The sequence below is a fragment of the Lacrimispora sanguinis genome (assembly GCF_044987295.1).
In the GTDB taxonomy this organism is placed as follows: Bacteria; Bacillota; Clostridia; order Lachnospirales; family Lachnospiraceae; genus Lacrimispora; species Lacrimispora celerecrescens_B.
On record NZ_CP173277.1, the window covers coordinates 4,929,276 to 4,950,908 of the forward strand.

Annotated in this window: 14 protein-coding genes; 9 read left to right on the forward strand and 5 right to left on the reverse strand. The window is 43.3% G+C overall.

The features are described 5' to 3' along the window. Nucleotides 1–101 precede the first annotated feature (101 nt). The 8 genes from ACHZES_RS23055 (at nt 102) to ACHZES_RS23090 (ending at nt 13,677) form a co-directional block, all read left to right on the forward strand. Nucleotides 102–971 (forward strand): PhzF family phenazine biosynthesis protein, encoded by an 870-nt coding sequence (locus ACHZES_RS23055; protein WP_395547682.1) that lies wholly within the window; start codon nt 102–104, stop codon nt 969–971. A 60-nt stretch (nt 972–1,031) separates the two neighbouring features. Next, the gene (locus tag ACHZES_RS23060) at nt 1,032–1,298 is read left to right on the forward strand and encodes an MFS transporter (protein WP_404820402.1); all 267 of its coding nucleotides are present in this window, start codon (nt 1,032–1,034) and stop codon (nt 1,296–1,298) included. Nucleotides 1,299–1,323: 25 nt separating this feature from the next. After that, on the forward strand, nt 1,324–2,625 hold the full coding sequence (locus ACHZES_RS23065; protein ID WP_395547681.1) for an alkaline phosphatase family protein: 1,302 nt from the start codon (nt 1,324–1,326) through the stop codon (nt 2,623–2,625). Between the two features lie 444 nt (nt 2,626–3,069). Further along, the gene (locus ACHZES_RS23070) at nt 3,070–5,529 is read left to right on the forward strand and encodes a LuxR C-terminal-related transcriptional regulator (protein ID WP_395547679.1); all 2,460 of its coding nucleotides are present in this window, start codon (nt 3,070–3,072) and stop codon (nt 5,527–5,529) included. A gap of 240 nt (nt 5,530–5,769) precedes the next feature. Next, on the forward strand, nt 5,770–10,176 hold the full coding sequence (locus ACHZES_RS23075; RefSeq protein WP_395547678.1) for an S-layer homology domain-containing protein: 4,407 nt from the start codon (nt 5,770–5,772) through the stop codon (nt 10,174–10,176). A 67-nt stretch (nt 10,177–10,243) separates the two neighbouring features. Beyond that, nucleotides 10,244–10,564 (forward strand): hypothetical protein, encoded by a 321-nt coding sequence (locus ACHZES_RS23080; protein ID WP_395547677.1) that lies wholly within the window; start codon nt 10,244–10,246, stop codon nt 10,562–10,564. 596 nt (nt 10,565–11,160) lie between these two features. Then, nucleotides 11,161–12,441 carry a hypothetical protein gene (locus ACHZES_RS23085; RefSeq protein ID WP_404820282.1) on the forward strand — a complete coding sequence of 427 codons (1,281 nt, stop codon included), beginning with the start codon at nt 11,161–11,163 and terminating at the stop codon, nt 12,439–12,441. 123 nt (nt 12,442–12,564) lie between these two features. Beyond that, complete coding sequence (locus ACHZES_RS23090; protein WP_404820283.1) at nt 12,565–13,677, forward strand: aldo/keto reductase; 1,113 nt, start codon at nt 12,565–12,567, stop codon at nt 13,675–13,677. A gap of 353 nt (nt 13,678–14,030) precedes the next feature. Here ACHZES_RS23090 and ACHZES_RS23095 read toward each other — a convergent pair whose 3' ends face one another. The 4 genes from ACHZES_RS23095 to ACHZES_RS23110 all read right to left on the reverse strand — a co-directional run bounded on the left by ACHZES_RS23095 (nt 14,031) and on the right by ACHZES_RS23110 (nt 16,475). After that, nucleotides 14,031–14,309 (reverse strand): hypothetical protein, encoded by a 279-nt coding sequence (locus tag ACHZES_RS23095; protein ID WP_395547674.1) that lies wholly within the window; start codon nt 14,307–14,309, stop codon nt 14,031–14,033. After that, nucleotides 14,310–15,008 carry an ABC transporter permease gene (locus tag ACHZES_RS23100; RefSeq protein ID WP_038279862.1) on the reverse strand — a complete coding sequence of 233 codons (699 nt, stop codon included), beginning with the start codon at nt 15,006–15,008 and terminating at the stop codon, nt 14,310–14,312. It abuts the gene before it with no gap. Then, nucleotides 15,005–15,736, reverse strand: coding sequence for an ABC transporter ATP-binding protein (locus ACHZES_RS23105; RefSeq protein ID WP_395547673.1), 732 nt, complete (start codon nt 15,734–15,736; stop codon nt 15,005–15,007). The genes ACHZES_RS23100 and ACHZES_RS23105 overlap by 4 nt, the downstream gene beginning before the upstream one ends. A gap of 91 nt (nt 15,737–15,827) precedes the next feature. Then, entirely contained in the window at nt 15,828–16,475 is a 648-nt protein-coding gene (locus tag ACHZES_RS23110; RefSeq protein WP_395547672.1) for a TetR/AcrR family transcriptional regulator, read from the reverse strand. 466 nt (nt 16,476–16,941) lie between these two features. Here ACHZES_RS23110 and ACHZES_RS23115 point away from each other — a divergent pair, with 466 nt between their 5' ends. After that, on the forward strand, nt 16,942–19,893 hold the full coding sequence (locus ACHZES_RS23115; protein ID WP_395547671.1) for a hypothetical protein: 2,952 nt from the start codon (nt 16,942–16,944) through the stop codon (nt 19,891–19,893). A gap of 136 nt (nt 19,894–20,029) precedes the next feature. On the opposite strand, the gene ACHZES_RS23120 is transcribed toward ACHZES_RS23115, so the two are convergent. Continuing rightward, nucleotides 20,030–21,598, reverse strand: a complete 1,569-nt coding sequence (locus tag ACHZES_RS23120; RefSeq protein WP_395547670.1) for a PucR family transcriptional regulator — start codon at nt 21,596–21,598, stop codon at nt 20,030–20,032. Nucleotides 21,599–21,633: the final 35 nt, after the last annotated feature.

Consider the following 21,633-nt stretch of genomic DNA (forward strand, 5'->3'; position numbering starts at 1 on the left):
AAGGCATATGAAGTTATCGCCGAATTAATCATACTATGTTCTAATGCAATTGTTTTTATTGTTAGTTTATTCTTAAGTGAAGGATTGGGGTCTGGAAATATATGAAAATAAACGTATACACATTAAATTCTTTCGCTAAAACAAAAGAAGGCGGAAATCCAGCAGGTGTTGTTATGAATGCAGATTCATTATCTGAGGAAGAAATGAGAAAGATTTCTGCTGTTCTTGGATTCAGTGAAACTGCTTTTGTATTACAATCAAACGCGGCAGATTTTAAAGTGAGATTCTTTACACCGAATGAGGAGGTAGACTTATGTGGTCATGCTACGATTGCCACCTTCTATGCTATGTCAAGTCTAAATTTGTTAAAACAAGGTAAGTATAAGCAAGAAACCAGAGCAGGAATACTTGGCATTGAAATTCATAACGATAATTTCGTTATGATGGATCAATCCATTCCTGTATTTTCGGAAGTTATAGATAAAAATGAAGTGGCAGATTCCTTGAACATCAGTACTTCCCAAATTACAGAAGACTTATTGGTTCAAGTTGTATCAACAGGGCTTCGGGATATTATGGTTCCTGTAAGAAACATTGAGATTTTAGATGCGATCAGACCGGATATGGAAAAAGTAAAAGAAATCAGCCAGAAGTACAATGCTGTTGGATACCATGTTTTTTCTTTGAAATCATTACATGGTGCTAACGCTTATTGTAGAAACTTTGCTCCCTTATATGGTATCCCGGAGGAATCTGCCACGGGAACATCAAGTGGTGCACTTGGGTGTTATTTGTACCACTATGGAAAAATCAACGAGGAGCAAGCTTCACACATTTTTTTTGAACAAGGTTATTCTATGAAAAGGCCATCTGAAATCCGAGTGTCTTTGGCTATAAAGGAAAATAAAATTTTTGAAGTTAAGGTCGGAGGGAGAGCGATGAATTTAAACATAACGGAAGTCGAAATATAGAATACTTATATAATTACCTGTATTGCTGCACTTTTTTTAAATTCCATATGGCATATTTTCATTCTTGGAGCCATGATTGGTTCTGCACAGGGAGGGATTCAGGCGCTAAGCCGATCTTATTATGCAAATATCATCCCCAAGGAAAAATCCAATGAATTTTTTGGGTTTTATAATATATTCGGTAAGTTCTCAGCAATTATGGGGCCAACGCTGATCTCCCTCACAACAGCAATAACCGGCAATGCCAGATGGAGTACTTTGGGAATTATTCCTCTTTTTTTAATTGGATTAGTGATTATTATGACACTTCCTAAAGAACAAAAATAAGATGAAAGATGATGGAGCTGGAAAAATGAGCAAAGGAAAAGCAAAGCATTTGGTTATGATCTCATATGATGCATTTTCTGAAGATAACTGGGAAAAGGCAAGTCGGCTTCCCAACCTTTCCCGATTAATAAAAAACGGAGCATTCAGTACAAAATTAAAAAGCGTTTATCCGACTCTTACCTATGTAGTGCATACCACTATGATGACCGGCGTTTATCCGGATAAGCATGGAATCTATCATAATACCCCTCTCCAGCCTTTCATTGATGAAGATGAACAGGCGTGGTTCTGGTTTAAAAAAGATATCAAGGCACCTGCTGTGTATGATGCTTTGAGAAAGAGTGAAATGAAATCAGCCGGAATCCTGTGGCCTGTAACCGGAAAGGCCTCCATTCGCTATAATCTTCCGGAGATAAAGGCAATCGGACGTGAGAATCAATCTCTCAAGATCTTAAAAAGTGGAAGTCCATTATTTTGCATGGGACTTGAGAGAAAATATGGAAAATCAAGAAAAGGGATTGAACAGCCTTACCTGGATGATTTTACAGCTATGTGTGGTAAAGACACCATTCTAAGCAAAAAACCGGAACTACTGATGATGCACTTCATTGAACTGGACGATGCGAAGCATCATTATGGGATAGACAGTCCTGAGATTGACAAGGTTCTGATCCGGATGGATGAAAGAATCGGTAAGATTGTCGAGGCAGTCCGGGACGCGGGCATTTTTGAGGAAACGGTTTTTCTGGTGGTGGGAGATCATGGGCAGAAAAATGTAAGGTACAAGGTGAAGCTGAATCAATTGTTAAAAGAAGAAGGCCTTATTTATGAAGAAAAAGGGAAAATGTTCTGGAGAGCCTATATACAGTCTGCAGGAGGGTCTGCCTATTTGCACTTAAAGAAAAATGACGAGAAAGCGAAGCAGCGCGCACTACAGATTCTTCTAAAAGCGTCAGAAGAAAAGAACTTAGGTATTGAGAGGATATATACCAGAGAAGAACTGGAACGTTTTCATGCGTTCCCGGTTTCGGGGTATATGCTGGAAGCAAAGACTGGTTACTGTTTTGATGACAGCCTTACCGGGTCTCTTGTGACTGACTTGGAGAAAGAGAATAGAAAGTATGCAACTCATGGGTATTCACCAGAGAAACCAGAGTATCGATGTGGCTTTGTAGTATCAGGAAATTGTATTAAGGAAGAATACCAGTTGGGAGAAATCCAGATGGTAGATATAGCTCCTACGATTGCAGCAATTCTCGGCATTGATTTCGGTCCTTGTGATGGCAGAGCGTTGGATGAGATATTCAGAATTAATACAAAAGCGTAAAACACCTGGACATACGGAAATGATTGCCGAAATTCTGTCTGTAAGAAGTGACTTTTTTCCAGTTTTACCTTATAATGGGAAGTGATACCTAAGGGTGAAAGCGCCTAATAATGATCGTACATGAATGAAAAACTATATTCCCATATCCTGAAGTTACTCAGCTTGACAGTATATTATTTTTTCTACAAGAGTGCTTGTGAGGCATGTAAAAAACAAAAAAATGGTCAAGTGAAAATATATCAATTTATACAGGCGTGCGAAGTTGAACAACAAAACTCTGTAGCAAACTCTGTAGCGATTTTTTCGTTTTGTTAAGATAATTTGGAACAAAAAATACAATATATGTGACATGCTTGTTCTCTTTTTTACTAGGCCAGATATATTAGAAGTTAGAGCCTATATTTCAAGTAGGCGAATCAGAATGAGCGATAAAGGAGGGATAGTATGGCGCGAACCAAACAGATCAAACCGGAAACACTGTTTTTTCCAAAAAGGCTCATGGAGCGCCTGAATTCTATCAAGGTGTATCCGCTGACTCTAGTGGAGGCGCCCTCCGGTTTCGGTAAGACAACGGCCCTGCGTCATTTTTTCGACTCACAGGTTTCGGGAACCGCACAGATCATCTGGCATACCTTTCCCTCGGAACAGCCGGGTGCTTCGTGGAAAGCTTTCTGCGAGCTGATCGGGCTGTTTGACCCGGACAGTGCCCAGCGGCTAATAGCTGCAGGGCCGCCGGATGAGGATACATTGCCGGAAATTGAGAGGATTTTCCGAAAGCTCCGCTGTCCCGAGGAAACCTATCTGGTACTGGATGATCTTGCTGCATGGAAGCTGCCGAACGCCGGCGCATTTCTGACGGCGCTTTCAGGTCACAGCGGCGAGGCACTTCATGTGGTGGCGGCTGCTCAGTTTCTGTCGGATAAAGTGCGAAGGTTCCTTGTGGAAAACAACTGCTTTTTAATTCTGCGGGAATCGGTTCTTGCCTTTTATGCCGAGGATATCGATGCCTATTACCGGAAAGCCGGTATTTCCCTTACGGTTACACAGCTTGAAGAAGTGATGCGAATCACGGAAGGCTGGGTCATGGCCCTCTATCTCCAGCTTCTGTCCTTTATCGAAAGCGGTCGGTTTGAGGATGTGGGCGGCATACAAAACATGATACGGAATGCCCTGTGGAACCGTCTGTCTGCGTTTGAGCGGGAGTTTCTGACTATGGTTTCCATCTTTCCCCGCTTCTCTCTGGCGCAGGCCACAGCTCTGTCCGGCAAAAGTGCGGAAGAAACAGAGCAACTCCTGAGGGAAAAGAGGGTGTTCGTCCATTTTGATCGGGAGACCCGAAGATTCTACCTGCACACCCTGTTTAAAAATTTTTTGACCGAACAGTTTGAATTGCTGCCAGAAGAAAAGAAAAAAGCAATCTATCTTACCGGAGGCGATCTGGCGGAGAAGGCTGGCGACCGGGTGAATACTCTGCGCTTTTACTATCTTTCCGGCGAGTGGGAGCGCCTGCTCTCCCTGCCGCTGACAAGCTTTGAGATTGCGGACGTGGTGGACGAGCATACAAAGCCCATGATACTCGACATCATGGAGAACACACCCTTTGAAATCAAGCGCAAACATCCTTCTGCCATGGTACCTCTGGCCTTTACTCTGTTTTTTCTGCACGAAAACCAGAAGCTCCTGGCCCTGAAAGAAGAAATCCAGCAGGTCATCGGACAAAGCGACCTTCCTGAGACGCAAAAGAACGCACTGTCCGGTGAAATGGAGCTGCTGCTGTCCTTTCTGGAATACAACCGGATCGATGGCATGAGCGCAAGGCACCGCAGAGCGCTGGAGCTGCTGAACGGCCCCGCCACCCTGATCAGCGTCAAAAGCACATGGACGTTCGGCTCCCCGTCGGTACTATATATGTTCTACCGGGAAAGCGGAAAGCTGGACCATGAGCTTGCGCAGATGGACGATTGCATGCCCGTCTATTACGCTCTGACGGGCGGGCATGGCAGCGGGGCGGAATTCATTATGAGGGCGGAAGCGCATCTTATGCGGGGCGAGCTGATTGAGGCGGAAATTCTCTGTCACAAGGCCATGTTTACCGCCGACAGCAAGCGCCAGAACAGCATTTACCAATGCGGCCTGTTCCTTCTGGCTCGCATCGCCATCCTGCAGGGGGACGAAGCCATGCTGCAAAACGCCCTTGCTGTACTTATGGAACGCTCCCGCCAGAACACCGAGGACTTGTGCCGCTATACACTGGACTTAGCCTGCGGATTTTTGTACCTGATGCTGGAGCGCAGGGACGAGATTTCCCCTTGGCTTGCCGAGGGTGAGATTAATGACAAGCGGCTGGTCATTATGACCCAGCCCTTCGCCCACATTATTTATGGACGTATCCTGCTGGAGCGGCGAGAATATCAAAAACTGCTTGGGGTCAGCGAATTCGGTTTGGGACTGTCCTCCATCTTCCCCAACTTGCTGACACAGATTTACATAAACCTTTACCGGGCGCAGGCCTTTGACGCGATGGGGAAACGCCCCCAGGCTCTGAAGGCCTTAAACAGCGCCTTGGATACGGCCCTGCCGGACGGTATCCTGTTGCCCTTCGCAGAAAATTACGAGGGAATCAAACGGCTGCTGCCCGATGGGGACTGCGACAGCAAAGCCACAGAAAAAATTGCTGCCTTTTCCCGAACCTTAGCCAAGGGTCTTGCGGCTTTTGTAAGAAAAGAACTGACCCCACGGGAAAAGGAGATTTTGGAGTTGCTAAAAAGCGATCTGACGAATAAGCAGATTGGGGAGCGGATGCATTTGTCCCCCAACACCATTCGTAATTTCATCAGCGGAATGCTGGAGAAATGCGGCTTGGCTTCCAGAGAGCAGCTCAAGGAACTGCAGCGCGAAAAATAAAAGTACAATGTACCATATGAAAAGTTTATTCTGCACCTTACAATCAAACTGTAGGGTGTATTTTTATGCCCGCGTCCGAATTGCTACTTTGATTTAGGCAGCGATGCGGTATTCCGTTCCGCTGTAACGGACGGAGCAAAAACTGGTCAAACGGAGCGAGCCTGAGCCTTGATGAAATTATGAATATGTTAACGGACGAAACAGGTTCTGAAAAAAATTTAGAATGGAGGGTGTTATTAAATGAAACAAATAGGAAAAAGAATCGGCAGTCTGCTGCTTTCGGTGTGCATGGTGCTGACTCTTCTGCCAGTATCAGCGTTTGCCGAGGAGGGAATACAGGATTCCGGCGCTTCGTTTAGCGCAAGCGGAGAAATTACGGCCTTTGCATCACTGGTTCCGGAGGTATCCGCACAGACCGTGGAAACCGGCACGGCCGAGGAGGAACTAAACCTGCCGGATGAACTGGCGGTAACCGTCACCACAGGGGCGGCAATTACGGCTGACGTAAGCGGCGATGATATCGCCACGGATAGCGATGCGCAGAAACCCGAAACACAGGAAACGGAAACCACCGTGGCGGTGTCCGACTGGACTTCCAACCCGGCTTATGATGCTGATGCGGCTGGGGATTACACCTTTACCCCAACACTTGACTTGCCGGAAGGGGTAGTCGTTTCGGAGGGCGTGAACGCTCCCAAAATCACCGTGACTGTGTCTGAAGCAATTGTCTCGTCGCTCAAGGGCGGTATTCAGCGCTTCGGCAGCAACCCTGTCACCGGCACAATGGACATTGGTGGTACGACCGTTTCCGATCTCACCCAACCTGCCAACGGCACTGGCTGGAACTGGAACGCCGCCACCGCCACCCTTACGCTGGACAGCGGCTACAGCGGCAGTGATAACGGCATCTATATCGAATGCGGTTCATCCGATAGTATTACTTTGAATTTGACCGGCGACGTCACAATCAACTCGAATTGGTGGGGGATTGACGTTGCAGGCATAAGCGGCGGTTGGGGTGGAAGCCTCACCATCCAAGCAGGTTCCTATACACTTGCTGTGTCAGCCGTTGGCGACGCAATACAGGCACATGAGGGCCTTACCATTGAAAGCGGAACGGTTGTGGCGGATGGAGGAGGTGGTGGGTTGGTCTCTTACTCCGGCGACGTCGCCATCACCGGCAGCGCCAATGTGGCAGCTATCGGCTACACAGATCCCAACGGTCCTACATGGAGTTCTAACGGCATACAAGCAGCAGATGGGAACGTTCTTATCAATACCAGTGGCGTGGTGAATGTAACAGGTGGCAAAGGGGCAATTGTGGCTGGTGGCATCGTCACCATTGAAAGCGGTACAGTGAATGCCAATGGCGGCAGCTTTGCACTGGTTGGCGAGAATAGTGGCATACACATCACTGGCGGTACAATCACTACCAACACTACAGGCATAGCAAACGGCGATATACACGGAGATCTGAATGTAAGCGGTTCCGGTACTGGGGTCACTATAAACGGCGATGTTTTAGCCGGTTTTAGTTCACTCAATGGTGATTTGACGGTGTCCGATGGCACGGTAGTGGTGGTAGGCACAGTGGCGGGGAGCACAACCGTCACGGGCGGTACAGCATCGGTGAATGGGCAGACAATCCCGCCAATGGGAGGCACAGCCACCGGCACCATGGACATCGGCGGACAGAGCGGCTTAAACCTTGGCTCCAATCAAGGCGGCTCAGGCTGGGCGTGGACGGCAAGCACTGCCACTTTGAATCTGGCGAACGATTACACAGGCGAGCCCATCGCCATTAATTGCCAGAACACGGACACCATTTATCTTGTCTATACCGGCAATTCTTCTATCACCAGCAGCGCCGCCAGCACAATTTATTGTAAGGGCAGCCTCAACATCAATGGCAGTGGTGGTATGCTGACACTTGACTCCACCGGAAGCAATAGCGCATATTGCGCCATAGATGTTTATGGAGCATTGACCATCGGCGGCAGTGCGGATGTAAACGCCACATGCGCGGGTTCGGGTACAAGTCCTGCTGCGGTAGTGATATACGGAAAGCAGGGCGTAACCGTCGTCGGCGGCGCAAACGTTACGGCCACCACGACAGGAACCGACGCCAGCGGTATTTGGGTAGAGTTTGGAGATATCGCCATTTCCACCAGCGGCACGGTAACTGCAAATGGCAACGGCGCAGGCAGCGCACTCGCTATGATGAACGGCAGTAAGCTGAATATGAGCGGCGGTAATCTCGCGCTGACCGGCACACCCCTAAAGGGCGTTCAGTTTACAGAAATCGTGATCACCGGCGGCAGCATCACGGTGGACGGAACATTGGTCTATAATACCGTACTGACGCTTTCCGGCATAAGTGCGCCTACGCAGGTTGCGTCAGTCAGTTCCCCCGTGTCCGGCTACGGGATTTCCAGCGAATTCACCAACGCGTTTGGTGAGCTCTGCTTCCTGCTTCCGGCGGGCAGTCAGACTGTCACGCTGCTGGCGGGCGGCAACACCTATACTGGTGCAGTGAATGTCACTGCCGATCATGCGGCTACGGCGACACTGACGATGGTCGGCGCCACACCAACCTACCTTGTTACCGTAGACAGTGGCACGGGTGGTGGCAACTACGCGCAAGGCTTGACCGTTACCATCACGGCAAGTGCCTCGCCACAGGGACAGCGGTTTAAGGAGTGGACGATTACTCCAGCTGTTACCTTTGTGGGCGGTACGAGTGCAGCCAGCGCCACAGCGCAGTTCACCATGCCCGCGCAAGCGGTTACAGTCACTGCGGTCTATGAAAATATCCCGGCAGGAGTTACGTCCGTAACCGGAATTACTCTCAACCAAACAAACGCATCCCTCTACTACAATACAACCCCGAATACCGTTACACTTGCGGCAACGATTACTCCCGCCGATGCGACGGATAAAACCGTGACATGGCAGAGCAGCGACACAGCGGTTGCCACTGTGGATACAAACGGTAAGGTAACGGCAGTCGGAAATGGTACGGCGACCATCACAGCCACCACAGCAGATGGTGGCTACAACGCCTCCTGCACCGTGACGGTAACAACCTATAGCCGCGGCGACGGGGGCGACAGCTCATCCGGCAGCAGTAGTGGCAGTAACAGCACTACAATAAAACCGGAAAAGAAGCCCGATCAGCCTGTTACAGTCTCGACACCCATAACGGCTGCGTCGGGAACTAACGGAACAGCCAACGCTTCCATTCCGGAGAAAGCCATCACCGATGCCATCGTCAAGGCCCAGGACGACGCCAAAGCGCAGGGCAAAACCGCCAACGGCATTTCTGTGGGGCTGGATGTCACCATGCCTCAAGGGGCAACCGCCCTTACCGTAACCCTGACGCAGAACTCCCTGCAAAGACTGGTGAGTGCAGGCGTGGCCAGCCTTGAAGTGAATGGCTCCCCTGTAAAGGTCAGCTTTGAAAAACAGGCGCTGGCGGAAATCCTCAAGCAGAGCAGCGGCGACATCAATATTACTATTGCGCCCAACACACGTCTTTCCGATTCGGCCAAGGTCATGATTGGAACAAGACCGGCGTATAGCATTACCATCAGCTATGTGAAAGACGGCAAAACCGTTAGCATCGCAAGCCTTGGCAGCGGCACAGCAACACTTTCTATCCCTTATACGCTGGCAAGCGGAGAAGCCGTGGGTTATCTTTTTGGAGTCTATGTGGATGCCAACGGCAACCCGGTCCGCGTCGACGGCTCCGCATACGACGCAAACAGCGGAAGCGTCCTGATTTCCACCGGTCATTTTTCAACCTACGGCGTGGGATACATGGCACCATCAGCAAAGTTTACGGATATCGAGAAGCATTGGGCCAAAGAATCCATCGACTACGCGGTAGGACGCGGATTGCTTTCGGGAACCTCTGACACGACCTTTGCACCCGACAACGCCATGACCCGCGGGATTTTGGTAACAGCGCTCGGCAGATTGGCGGGAGTGGACATCGAGCTCTATACCACCAACAGCTTCACGGATGTGACACTCGGCAGCGCTTTCCAGCCCTACATCGAATGGGCGTACAAAAAAGGCATCATTCAGGGCATCGGTAACGGGCAGTTCGCGCCTGACCGGACCATTAGCCGTGAGGAAATCGCCGTAATTATCACAAACTATGCCAAGGCTACCGGCTACAAGCTACCTGTGGTCCGAGAAGCAATCACCTATGCGGACAACGACAGCATCGGCAGCGCTTACAAGGATGCGATTACAGCCATGCAGCAGGCGGGCGTTATGATGGGCAGCGACGGTAACCGGTTCAATCCGAAATCCAGCGCCACTTGCGCCGAGGTTTCGACCATGCTGCACCGATATATCAAGCTTACCATCGCCCCCGACACCGCCCAGGGCTGGACACTGAACGACGCAGGCCAGTACCTGTACTACAGGGACGGCAAAGCCCTTACCGGCTGGTGGGATATCAACATCAACGGCAATAACAAACGCTATTACTTCGCCAAAGACGGCATCATGGTGTTTGGCAAATGGCTGGAGATCGACGGCAAATGGTACTATTTTTATGACGACGGCTCCCTCGCCGTGAACACCTCCATTGATGGCTACGAGGTGGATGAAAACGGCATGAGAAAAACAAAGTAACTCCCGTCGCTGGTATGCGGGAGAAATTTTCTCCCGCTCCAAATAAAAGTTAAGGAGGCAGTTTATTATGAGCCAAAAAGTTACCATCGTCAGCGAGAAACAGCCACAAAAAGGCCAGAATGAAAGGTCAAGTAACAATTTTACCACGGCTGATTTTTCTGAAAATGCTAGGCTGACATTCAGGGCCTACTATGACTACGGTATGCCAACGCAAAAAGAGGCGTCGGACATCGTTTTCGACATTAAGGGCGATAAAACCGGCAAAGACCCTATGTATCTGGATAACATTCGGTCAGGTCATGTGGCGGATAACACGCACCATCGCAACCTGTACATCGCAAACCCACAAAAGGCCACCGGGAGCTTTACGGTAGAGGTTTCCGTTTAAGTCTTGAGGGGGAACTAGAGTAAAATTGCTGCAGTCTGTAACACAATTTGTAATCTCTACTGCAAAAGACACAAATTTTTGTTCATGGGTATAATACGCCTCTGAATAAATATCTATCTGAGATGATCAAGCTAAATGCAGAGCTTAATCAGACCAATGTGGATAGTAATTCCATTAAAAACTGCTAAGACCAAAGCCCTCAGTAAGCTGGGGGCATTGGCCTTAGCAGCTTTTATATTTACTAAATTAAACATCGATATAAGAGAGCTGCCATGCTATAATTGGTATAAAAGTAGACATTTTATTGGGTTTACAAGTTTACATCAATCTTATCAACCCGAAGCTGTTAGGTAAAGAAAATGAAAAATAAATTTGTGTTATAATAATGGGAAGTAAATCATTTTTAATAGAGAGAGGGTATTCTGTGAACTTTTATATAGCATCGAGTTTCAAGAATATTGAACAGGTACGAGAGATTTCTTAAGAAGAAGCAAACTGAAGAGCCGGTTTCTCACTATGCATTGTCCTTTTGGTTTGTATCATCCATGATATTTACGAACAATAAAGACATTAAGGGATTTTACACGGAGGTTAAAATGTTTCGTAATTTTTTTAAAAAATCTGATACAGAAATAATCACAATAAAGCCTCCCGAAACACATCAGACTGAGTGGGGTGGCGACGGCATTGTTTTCTATGTAAAAAACGGAAAAGGTTTACTATCTTCAAAGTATGGTTATTTAGAAGATGCTGCATTGGCTACTTTAGTTTATGGAGACACTCCGCTCATAAAATTCCAAGGGGATGGTCCTTATTTCTGTCCAACCTGCGAAAAACTTGTTGCGGCTGGATATGGGCTCAATATGAGTAATAATAAAATAATATCCGAATTACGGGAGGTTTTGAATCGCCAATTTGTATCATTAGAGGAGTCGTTGGAAAACCTTAAACTATTATTAGGATTATTGTCAACAGGTTATTATGCCCTTGTTGATACGGAGTTGTGCCCCACAAACGGAAATGGGGAGTTTTTCTGGAAATTAAATAATACGCCGACTTATAATAAAGCTTCATGCCCGATATATGGCGGCGATGGTCTGTGGAGTAAGGAAATCCCATACTTTGTTTTGCCTTCTCAACCACCTAGCCTCTATAATCCTCAGCAAGCCGAATTATATAGAAACAAAGATGAATATAGGGCAATTACCTATCATATGGATGGATATCTATGTTCACTAATAGATGGACATCACAAAGTTGTGGCGGCGGCTTTAGACAAGAAAAAAGTCAAATCACTTGTAATTATACCTGCGAGCTTTGTAGCGATGCCATATGATAAGCAGAATTATAATAGTGGAATATCAATAAATGGTGTATTTTTAAATGAAAACGAGATGATTACCCCTGTAAAGGAAGTCTCTAAGTTAATGGAGCTAAATCAGCTGAAAAGAGATGTTACAGAACGATATCTGGCATTAAGGAATGAAGATTTTGATAAAAATTACGAGTGGCCAAAAGAGATATTAGATGCAGAAAAGATTTTCCCGGACGCTGTAACCGTTGCAAGACAGCAATGGGCGGGCGACATATCAGACGAGAGATTAAGCTGTATATTGAGTAATAAGGAAGTTATATCAGATCAAGATGCTTTGAATATTTCATTAGCTTTATTTTATTCGAAAAATCCGCGGTTTAAGGAAATGGCATTTTATTTCTGCAAAAATTATTTCTATGTGTCTGTTTGGTATAAGATTTATGAGTTGCTTGCAGAAATTAAAGATGAAGAGGTTGAGAATTTCTTTGTAGATTATCTTATTGAAAACGATAAGGAGCATCCGGAGATAAAGAATATTATTGATAAACACTTTTTAGCTTGACTTGCAAACTCTTTTTAAGGAGGCAGGATGGCATCTTTTCTGTTATCTTACTATCATATTGACATATAATTAAACAAGGATATATGATGTCTATAAATGAAACAAGAAAGGTATGGTGTTATTATGCAAAAAAGGCCATTTGGTAACACTGGTTTAAACACTTCAATTCTTGGATTTGGTGGATTTCATTTGCTGGAAATTCCAGTAAGCGAGGCGAACTATCTATTAAACCGATATCTGGATGAAGGGGGTAATTATATTGAGACGGCTGCCAGCTATGGGGATGGTGAGTCAGAAAGAAAGATAGGACAATGTGTATCAGGTAGAAGAAAGGAATTCATTCTGGCAACAAAGTCAGGAGAACGTTCCAAGGACGGATTGTTAGCCTCGTTAGAGCGTAGCTTACATAATCTTAATACGAATTATGTGGATCTTCTCATTATGCATGCTGTGGGAACCATGGAGGAGTTGGATCAGATATTTGCTCCCGGCGGGGCATTGGAAGGTGCATTGCAAGCGAAAGAGGAAGGCCGCATTCATCACATAGGAATCTCAATGCATGGGCAGCCCGATGTCTTAATCCGTGCATTAAAGGAATATCCTTTTGAGGCTGTGATGACGACCATTAATTATTATGATCATTTCAACTTCCCCGAGATACAAGAGGTATTGCTACCTTTAGCACACAAGAATAATACTGCCATTATCTTAATGAAACCGGTAGCAGACGGTCTATTGTGGCGCTCTGCTCCGCAGGCGTTCCGTTATGCCTTTAGTCAGCCGGTATCCATTGTCGTTGCAGGTATCAATAATAGAGAATTACTAGAGGCGGATTTACGTTATGCGAATGAATTCAAACCAATGTCAGAGGAAGAGATGGAGGATATATATACGAACTCTACTGAGCTTGGTACCTATGTATGCAGACAATGTGGGAAATGTATGGTTTGCCCAGAGAACATTCCCCTTACTGATATCTTCCTGTATGAGGGCTATTTTGACCGGCAAATGGCGGATGGTATCGTGACCAATGCATCCGATTACGCCTTAAAGGAACGGCTGCGTTTTTGGTTTGGCAATCGAGATATGGCTATGAACCTTTATTCCAAACTGGAGGTTAAGGCTGACAGATGCACCGATTGCGGCAAATGTACGCCGGAATGTCCTTACAACATTGATGTAAGACGTAAGTTAGCAATTGCAGATTATAAATTGGCAAAGAAGGCTATTTTTTAACATTAACTAACCCATCATGGTTTTGGTATGAGGGAGGCAGCCAAAGCAAGAGCATGATGTAGATGGCATGATAGAGAGTCAGCCGGTGAGGGCATCATCCTCACCGGCTGATTGAGCAATTATATCATTGGGCGCCTATCAATAGGCTCTGCCGCTTAAAGCATTCCTGTACCCCTGGCCACTCGCAAGGCGTATACAGGCAATCAAGCAAATCACGAGGTATGTGTTCGCCTATATAGCCAGTACAACCCTTAGATGGGATAGACTTTATCTCTGCATCAATTTAATTTCATTTAGAAATAGCGAATAAACAGCAGTTTTCTTTTTGGTAAAGAAATTAAAATTAGCTATTTTCAATTCTTATTTCTATAGTAACTAATAAAATTTGATATGATAGTAGTAGTACCTGCAGTTAATGATCCAAGTGCCCAAAAAGGTTTCCCTACAAGCACTTGTACAGCTCCAGTAAATAATAAACCAACACCAACACAAACACCGATTGCCGTTCCTATTTTATTGACTTTTTCCGATGGATTTCGTAATTTCTTAGAGTACTCCATCACTGAATTTGTAAACTCTAAAGGTAGTTCCACCGCTCTTCTTGTAGCTTCAAATATCTTATCTTCGTTCATTCATTCAACCTCCATGTAATTAATTTTATTTGATAATGTAAGTAAGACCAGCAAAATAATAACAAGTGAAATGCCCACAACTGGCAAGGAAATAGCAGGATTTGCAGATGCACTAACGGCCGCATTGCCATAAATTCCTGATAATACAAATGCACTGATAAGCGTAATGGAAACTGATCTTTTTAAAAATCCAATTCCCATAGAAAGCAATCCGATTGCTATAATAGCTACCGAAGATTCAAAGGTCATCCTTAATGTTTTCATAAATAAATTATTGGTCATTGTATCTGATACGATTGGTGCAATAGACTCCGTTGCTGCAAATACCAATATAGATATAGACATGCATAACAACATGGAAGTCAATACGATAAAAGACACAATCAGTACTTTAGCTGTAAATATTTTTTTGCGGCTAATGGGGTAAGAAAAGAGCAGTGCCACTCGTTTTCCTGAATATTCTGCAATTACTAATTTAGCGTACATAGTGGCTGATAAGATACCAAAAAGCATGATGCCGATTGCACTGGTAAATCGGAAAATATTTGCGTATGTCATAAATTGCACTTCTTGCTCTATCTGTGCTACATAAGCAACAAAATAGGTAAATACCAATAAAACAATACCCATAACGGCACTACTGATAAAGTAAGGACGTAGATTAATACGCTGCAACTCTAATTTTATAAGTTTCATCATAATGGTTTTCCTCCACTCATCAGGTTAAAGAAATAATCTTCTAAGCTACCCTTGGATTCAGTCTTTATTTGTGCCAAGTTGGATTCACACAAAATCCGACCATCCGCAATTATACCGACTTTATCTGCAACATGCTCTATTTCGCTAATGATATGACTGGATAATAAGATTGTCATACCATTTTGCTGTGTGAGATTCAAAAACAATTCTCTCATATCCTTAATTCCCATCGGATCAAGTCCATTGAGTGGTTCGTCTAAAATAAGAATTTGAGGTTGATGAATCAATGCTCTGGCAATGCCAAGGCGTTGCCTCATACCCAACGAAAATTTTGAGACAGCTTTTTCACCAGTATTAGATAACCCTACCAATTTCAAAACATTATCCGAACTAATACCGGGAACGCCCATATAAGCCAAGTGGATTTCTAAGTTCTTTTTAGCAGAAAGATGTTCGTAAAATGTTGGTGATTCAATTAAGCTCCCTATTTTGGAAAGTAACTTATCTCGATTTCTCAGCATATCAGAACCTAAAATTTCAATACTGCCGGTATCTGGTGTTAATAAACCTGTGAGCATTTTTAAAATAGTGGTTTTTCCTGCGCCATTCTCTCCAAGAAAACCATAGATAGTACCTTGCTCGACACGCATACTGCAATCTGTAATGACCTGATTAGAGCCAAAGGATTTAGCTAAGTGGTTGATTTGTATTGCTGTTTTTAAGTTCATAGTGTCCTCCTTATAAAAACCGACTGTCGGTCTTTATACTTTAAAAAAAAAGGGCTGTTACAAGAACAACCATTTTTTACTGTAAAATCTCTTAATAGGCGCCCATTTTTTCATATCCAGATAGAATAGCATTGATTAGATTGTCGTCAATAATATCTAAACCAAGTAAAGACATGACAGACTGTAAGTAGTGTAATCGTTCCTTTGTCTCTAAATCATTGCGCCCAAACAAAGCGGGGTTTGCCCAATAGTTTAATAGCAACAAAAAAACTTCTGCACAAAAAGCTGGTTGTGTTGTTTTCAGAGAGCCGTCTTTGATACCTTCCTCAATCAATCTGCTTATAATTGGTGCATCCTGTTTTACGCAAGTTTGTAAACCGCTGACCACAAAATAAGGATTGTTTATTTGGGAGGTTAAAACCATATCAAGCGAGTGGGTTTCAAGGTCAGTTCCCAGATGGTAAAGAATTTTTTTAAATTTCTCTTTCGCATTTTTAGCTTTTGTACTTTGAATGATGTCATGAAGCATATCAGTGACATACTGTGCACGTTTTTGCATAACAGCTTCTAAAATTTCCTCTTTCGACTTAAAGTGGTGGTATAAACCGCCTTTTGAAAGATTAAGGGCATCCAGAATGTCCTGTATACTGGTTTGCTCATAGCCCTTTTCAATAAATAACTTTGTCGATATATCGAGTATCCTTTCAAAGGTTTGTTCTGGATATTTATTTCTTCCCATATCTTCCTCCTTATAAACCGACGGTTGGTCTGTAAAGAGATTATAATAAATCTATATGTTTTTGTCAATCCTTTTCTCAGAAATAAATTATCAAATCATACTATTTTCAACTGTTCACTTACCTACTGATGACTTTACAAATATTAAGTTTACTATTCACCAGAGAAACCAGAGTATCGATGTGGCTTTGTAGTATCAGGAAATTGTATAAAGGAAGAATATCAGTTGGGAGAAATTCAGATGGTAGATATAGCTCCTACGATTGCAGCAATTCTCGGCATTGATTTCGGTCCTTGTGATGGCAGAGTGTTGGATGAGATATTCAGAATTAATACAAAAGCGTAAAACACCTGGACATACGGAAATGATTGTCGAAATTCTGTCTGTAAGAAGTGACATTTTTCCAGTTTTACCTTATAATGGGAAGTGATACCTAAGGGTAATTACAAATCAGGGGGGACATAAGATGAAAAATGAGAGAATGCTTAAATCAATGATTGCCAAGTGCCTGGTGTTGGCAATGGGCATTAGTTTTGTGCCTGGGAATATTTGGGCACAATCACGAAACAGCCCAATGTTAAAGGATCAGGTAATTGCTACACCATCCAATGCAGACGAATTTATAGGGGAGGAAGAGGAAGTAGAAATCACGGACGATTATGATTTAGCGACTGATTCTGAAGCCAAAGGAAAGATTCCGGTTGAAAATTTAGTTTTATTAACAAATCCTGTTCCTTTTGAAGAGATAACACTGGATGGACGGGAGTTTTCTACAATCGTTTCGGATAATGTGGCTCCATATTATCACGTGATAAAGTATACTGTGCCTGAAGGTAAGGGTGGTCACTATACAATAGATGCTGAATATATAGATCGTAATTATAAATCATTTAGCTTTTATATTTGTAACGAAGAACAATATGAAACAATATGTAATAAAATTGAAACTAAAGGATATCCGGTTTATGCATCAACACCAACGGAGTGTCTAGCTTACGATAGCTATGCCTCTGTTGGTTATCGTCTGGAGGAAGGGAAGGATTACTACTTTATTTCAGCCCAGCACTATAATGATGATAATGCTTATAATTTGGTTCTGACACGTGACATAGACGTGAATCTCGATTGTTCAGATGCCACAAGTGCAGGAACACAGGCATTATATTCTAAAGGTAGTGAGTGGCATTATTCCAGCAACAGAAATTCAATTTATGGGGAGAGAGACATTACTCGTCCGGAAAAATCTGGGTATCGATTTGAAGGATATTATATGGAGGCGAATGGACAAGGAACACAAGTGATTGATGACCAGGGAGAGATTTTGCCGGAAATGAGTGCACTGTCAGAAGATTGCACAGTGTATGCTCATTGGAAACCATTTAGTCCGGTTTCCTGTCAGGAGATCAAACTGGAAGGGCGAAGATTTTCCATGATTGTATCCGGCGGTGAACGTCCATATTATCAAGCTTTTAAATTTACAGTTCCCGAAGATGGTGGCGGCTCTTATTCATTTTATCAATCCCGTATAAAAGATGAGATTAGAGCGTCCGGCTATATTTGCACGCCAGAGCAATATGAAAGGATGTGCCATAAAATTGAGCAAAATAAATGCTCTATTTTCTCACCGTCACAAACAGATTATCTGATATATGATTATTATTTCTATGGCATTGATTATAAATTAGAGGCTGGAAAGGATTATTACTTTATCTCGGCCGGTAACAGCGATAAAGAAGGTAATTATAAGGTAGTCTTTGAGCGTAATATCACGGTCACTTTCGTAGCGTCAGATGCAGATCAGCCTGGAACTGCTGCAGTTTATTCGAAAGGCGGCAAATGGATTGAGAGGGGCGGTTCGTATTCTAATTTGATAAAAATCAATCGTCCGCAAAAAGATGGCTTTAAATTTGCCGGATATTTTACAGCGGCGAATGGACTGGGGATAAAGGTCATCGATTATGATGGGGAGATTCTTGCGGAAATGTCAGAGTTGAACAATGATGCAACAGTCTATGCCCACTGGGAACGCTTCAGTCCGGTTGAGTATGAAGATATTTTGCTGTCAGATGGCAGATATTCAGTCAATTGCATTGCAGAGAACGCACCGTACTATAAGGTACTTAGATTCAAAGTACCTATAAATGGCGACGGATATTATACCTTCTATTATAGCAGTGATGAAGATGTGCATATGTATGGCTATTTGTGCAATTCTGACCAATATGAAGAATTATGCAGGAAGATAGAGGCTGATGGTTGTGCTCAGCGGTTTCCAAATCCGGAGGATTATTATGTTAGCTACAGTTCTAATTTGAATGTATGTCATCAATTGGAAAGTGGACAGGAATACTTTTTTGTTGCAGCCAGAGATTCAAAGGAGGTTGAAGGCGAATATCAATTAATGTTTAGACGTGACATTGAAGTGGTACTCGATGCGGGAGAGGCAGATTATCAGGGAACTTCAGTGTTATACTCAAGTGGCAATCGATGGAATGAGAATGAAGATCGACAGTGGAAGACTAATGACATAATAACCCCAAGGAGAGAAGGATATCTGTTTGCTGGTTATTTTACGGAAAAAAACGGCCGGGGAAATATGGTAATTGATCAGGATGGCTATATTTACCATGAAAATATGCATGAATTTAAAGATAATACCACGATCTATGCTTTGTGGGAAGATAAAAATCTTGAATTTAAAACAAGTTACCTGACCAATGGAATAAAAGGTGTTTTGTACAAGCATCAACTGGAAATTGCATCTAAAATGACTTTTTTATGGTGGGTAAGTGAAGGAGAACTTCCGGGAGGGCTTTACCTGGATTTCTTTAATGGCTTTATTATTGGACTGCCGACTGAAACCGGCACTAAAACGGTCGTAATAACAGCAGGCAATTCACAGATTAAATTGCACAAAAAATTTACAATCACCATTAATGAGCCGACCCATTCAGACAGTGACGAGGAACATACGGGTACTTGGATCATGGATGAAAACGGCAATTGGCGCTACTACAGCAGCGGCAGCAATTATTATTCAAACGAATGGAAATACCTCGAATACAATGGTACGTCTCACTGGTATTACTTTGGCAGTGACGGCTATCTAATAACCGGTTGGTTTGCTGACAATACCGGAAAATGGTATTATTTAAATCCTGTTTCCAATGGCACCAGAGGTGCGATGCAGACCGGCTGGCTGACAGATACACTGGACGGATACTGCTATTATCTCGATCCACAGACCGGGCAGATGGCAATGGGCTGGGTTAATGTTGAGGGCATTTGGTATTACTTTACCGAGTCAGGAGGAGAATATTCCGGTTGGAAATGGGATGCGGTTGCCGGAGCATGGCAATATGAGAATATCGGAAAACGTCCAACGGGGGCACTGGAACCGGATATGAAGCGAAATTAGTAATCTGATTGGTACAAGACACTTGTATCTCAAAAGATAAAAAGATTTAGTTCAATAAGAAAGCAAGGCAAAGATAATAATCGGAACCTTGCTTTTTTATTGCGATTTTAATCTGGAAGATAAGAGATCTCATTCCTCACGAGTATTTTAAATTGTTTGGCATTATATTATTTTGATAGACTGCTAATTTATTATTTCGCTTATTATACCGGTCTATGAGAAAAGAAAGCCGAAGCAGAAAAAGCGTGTTAATGTCTGTAAGATCTACCCGGCATATTTCCGTGATACGATTTAACCGGTAGACAAGGGAATTTCGATGGATATACAGACTTTCTGAAGTTAATTTAATGTTACACCCCTTTTCTATGTAGACATATAAAGTCTTATACAGCTGCGAACCATTTTCATGGTCATACTGATTGAGTACTGCCAGAGCAGGATGACAGTACCACCCTAATTTATCTGGATTCTTTACTTCCGAAAACAAATCATAAATCTGATAATCTTGATAGAGGTATACCAATTCTTCCGGGTTTAATTTATGGCCCAACTCTAATGCTGCATGTGCTTGTTCATAGTGGCTTACAAAGTTTTCAATGCAGGAAAAAGAGTTACTGATTCCCATTCGTATGTGTTCCTTTTTAGAAAAATATTTCAACATTTCCAGTAACTCTAAGCCTGTTTCTGTATCTTCTTTTAACGGAATAACCGCAACAATCCCGTTATTATGATAAGTAATATGGGTACCGGGAATCTGTTTTTTCAGATTCTTGCATATAAAATTTTTTAAGTACGGTTGTCCAGGATATCTTGAAGGATGAATGAATAGAACCAGCATTTCCGCAGGAAATTGAAGTTCTGTCAGTCTTGGCATGATATCCTTTGATGGCGTTCCGATCAGCATATCATATAATACTTCATGATAAATGCTGTTCTTTTCAAATAAGTCCGATTTGTAGTATGAAATGGTGTAGCTGATAACATGGCTTATTGTACTTAACATTTCGAAATGGGAAGGAAGAAAGTTGTTCTCCCCTTCAATCATCAATAAAAATCCAATCTGGGTTTGATTATGAAAAACTTTACAGCTTAACTTACGGAAAGGGGATTTGTTGCAGGTGACTTCTATAGCAGCTGTAGTCTGGGAAGCGTTGCGTATAGATTTTAGTTCTTTTACTTCATTGATAAATTCATAACAGCAGTATCCCTTCTTTGTATTTTCTATCCAAAGAGGATCGAGGACAGGGATAGATGTAGAATTGGCAATGATTTTAAAGTTCATATCACAGAACAGCAAGGAATTTCCAAGCCTTACAGAGGCAGCATCAATAACGGCTTCAATGTTATGGGTTTTATCAGCGATAGCTGTAAGCTCCTCAAAAATTCCTTTTTGAGTCGCTTCAATCAAAGCTTTTGCATCGTTGAATATGGTAAATAAAGAGTCTTCTGCTACCAAAGCGATATTACTTCCCACAATAGGAAGGGGAGGCGCTGCAGAATTCGTGCGTGCAATTATACATTGAGATGGAATGGATACTAAATTTTCTAATTGTTTATCATAACCAAAGTAAAGTGTATTCCTAATCGTATTAACATGCTTGTTGTCAATCAATGCAACATCCTGTATTTCTAAATCTTCTCCTTGTGATAGGATATCAATGGAATATTCTTCTGAGATTTTTTCTACAAACTTTGTAAATTTCATAGTTCCCCCCAATTTAGAAATGATCTATTTTAAAA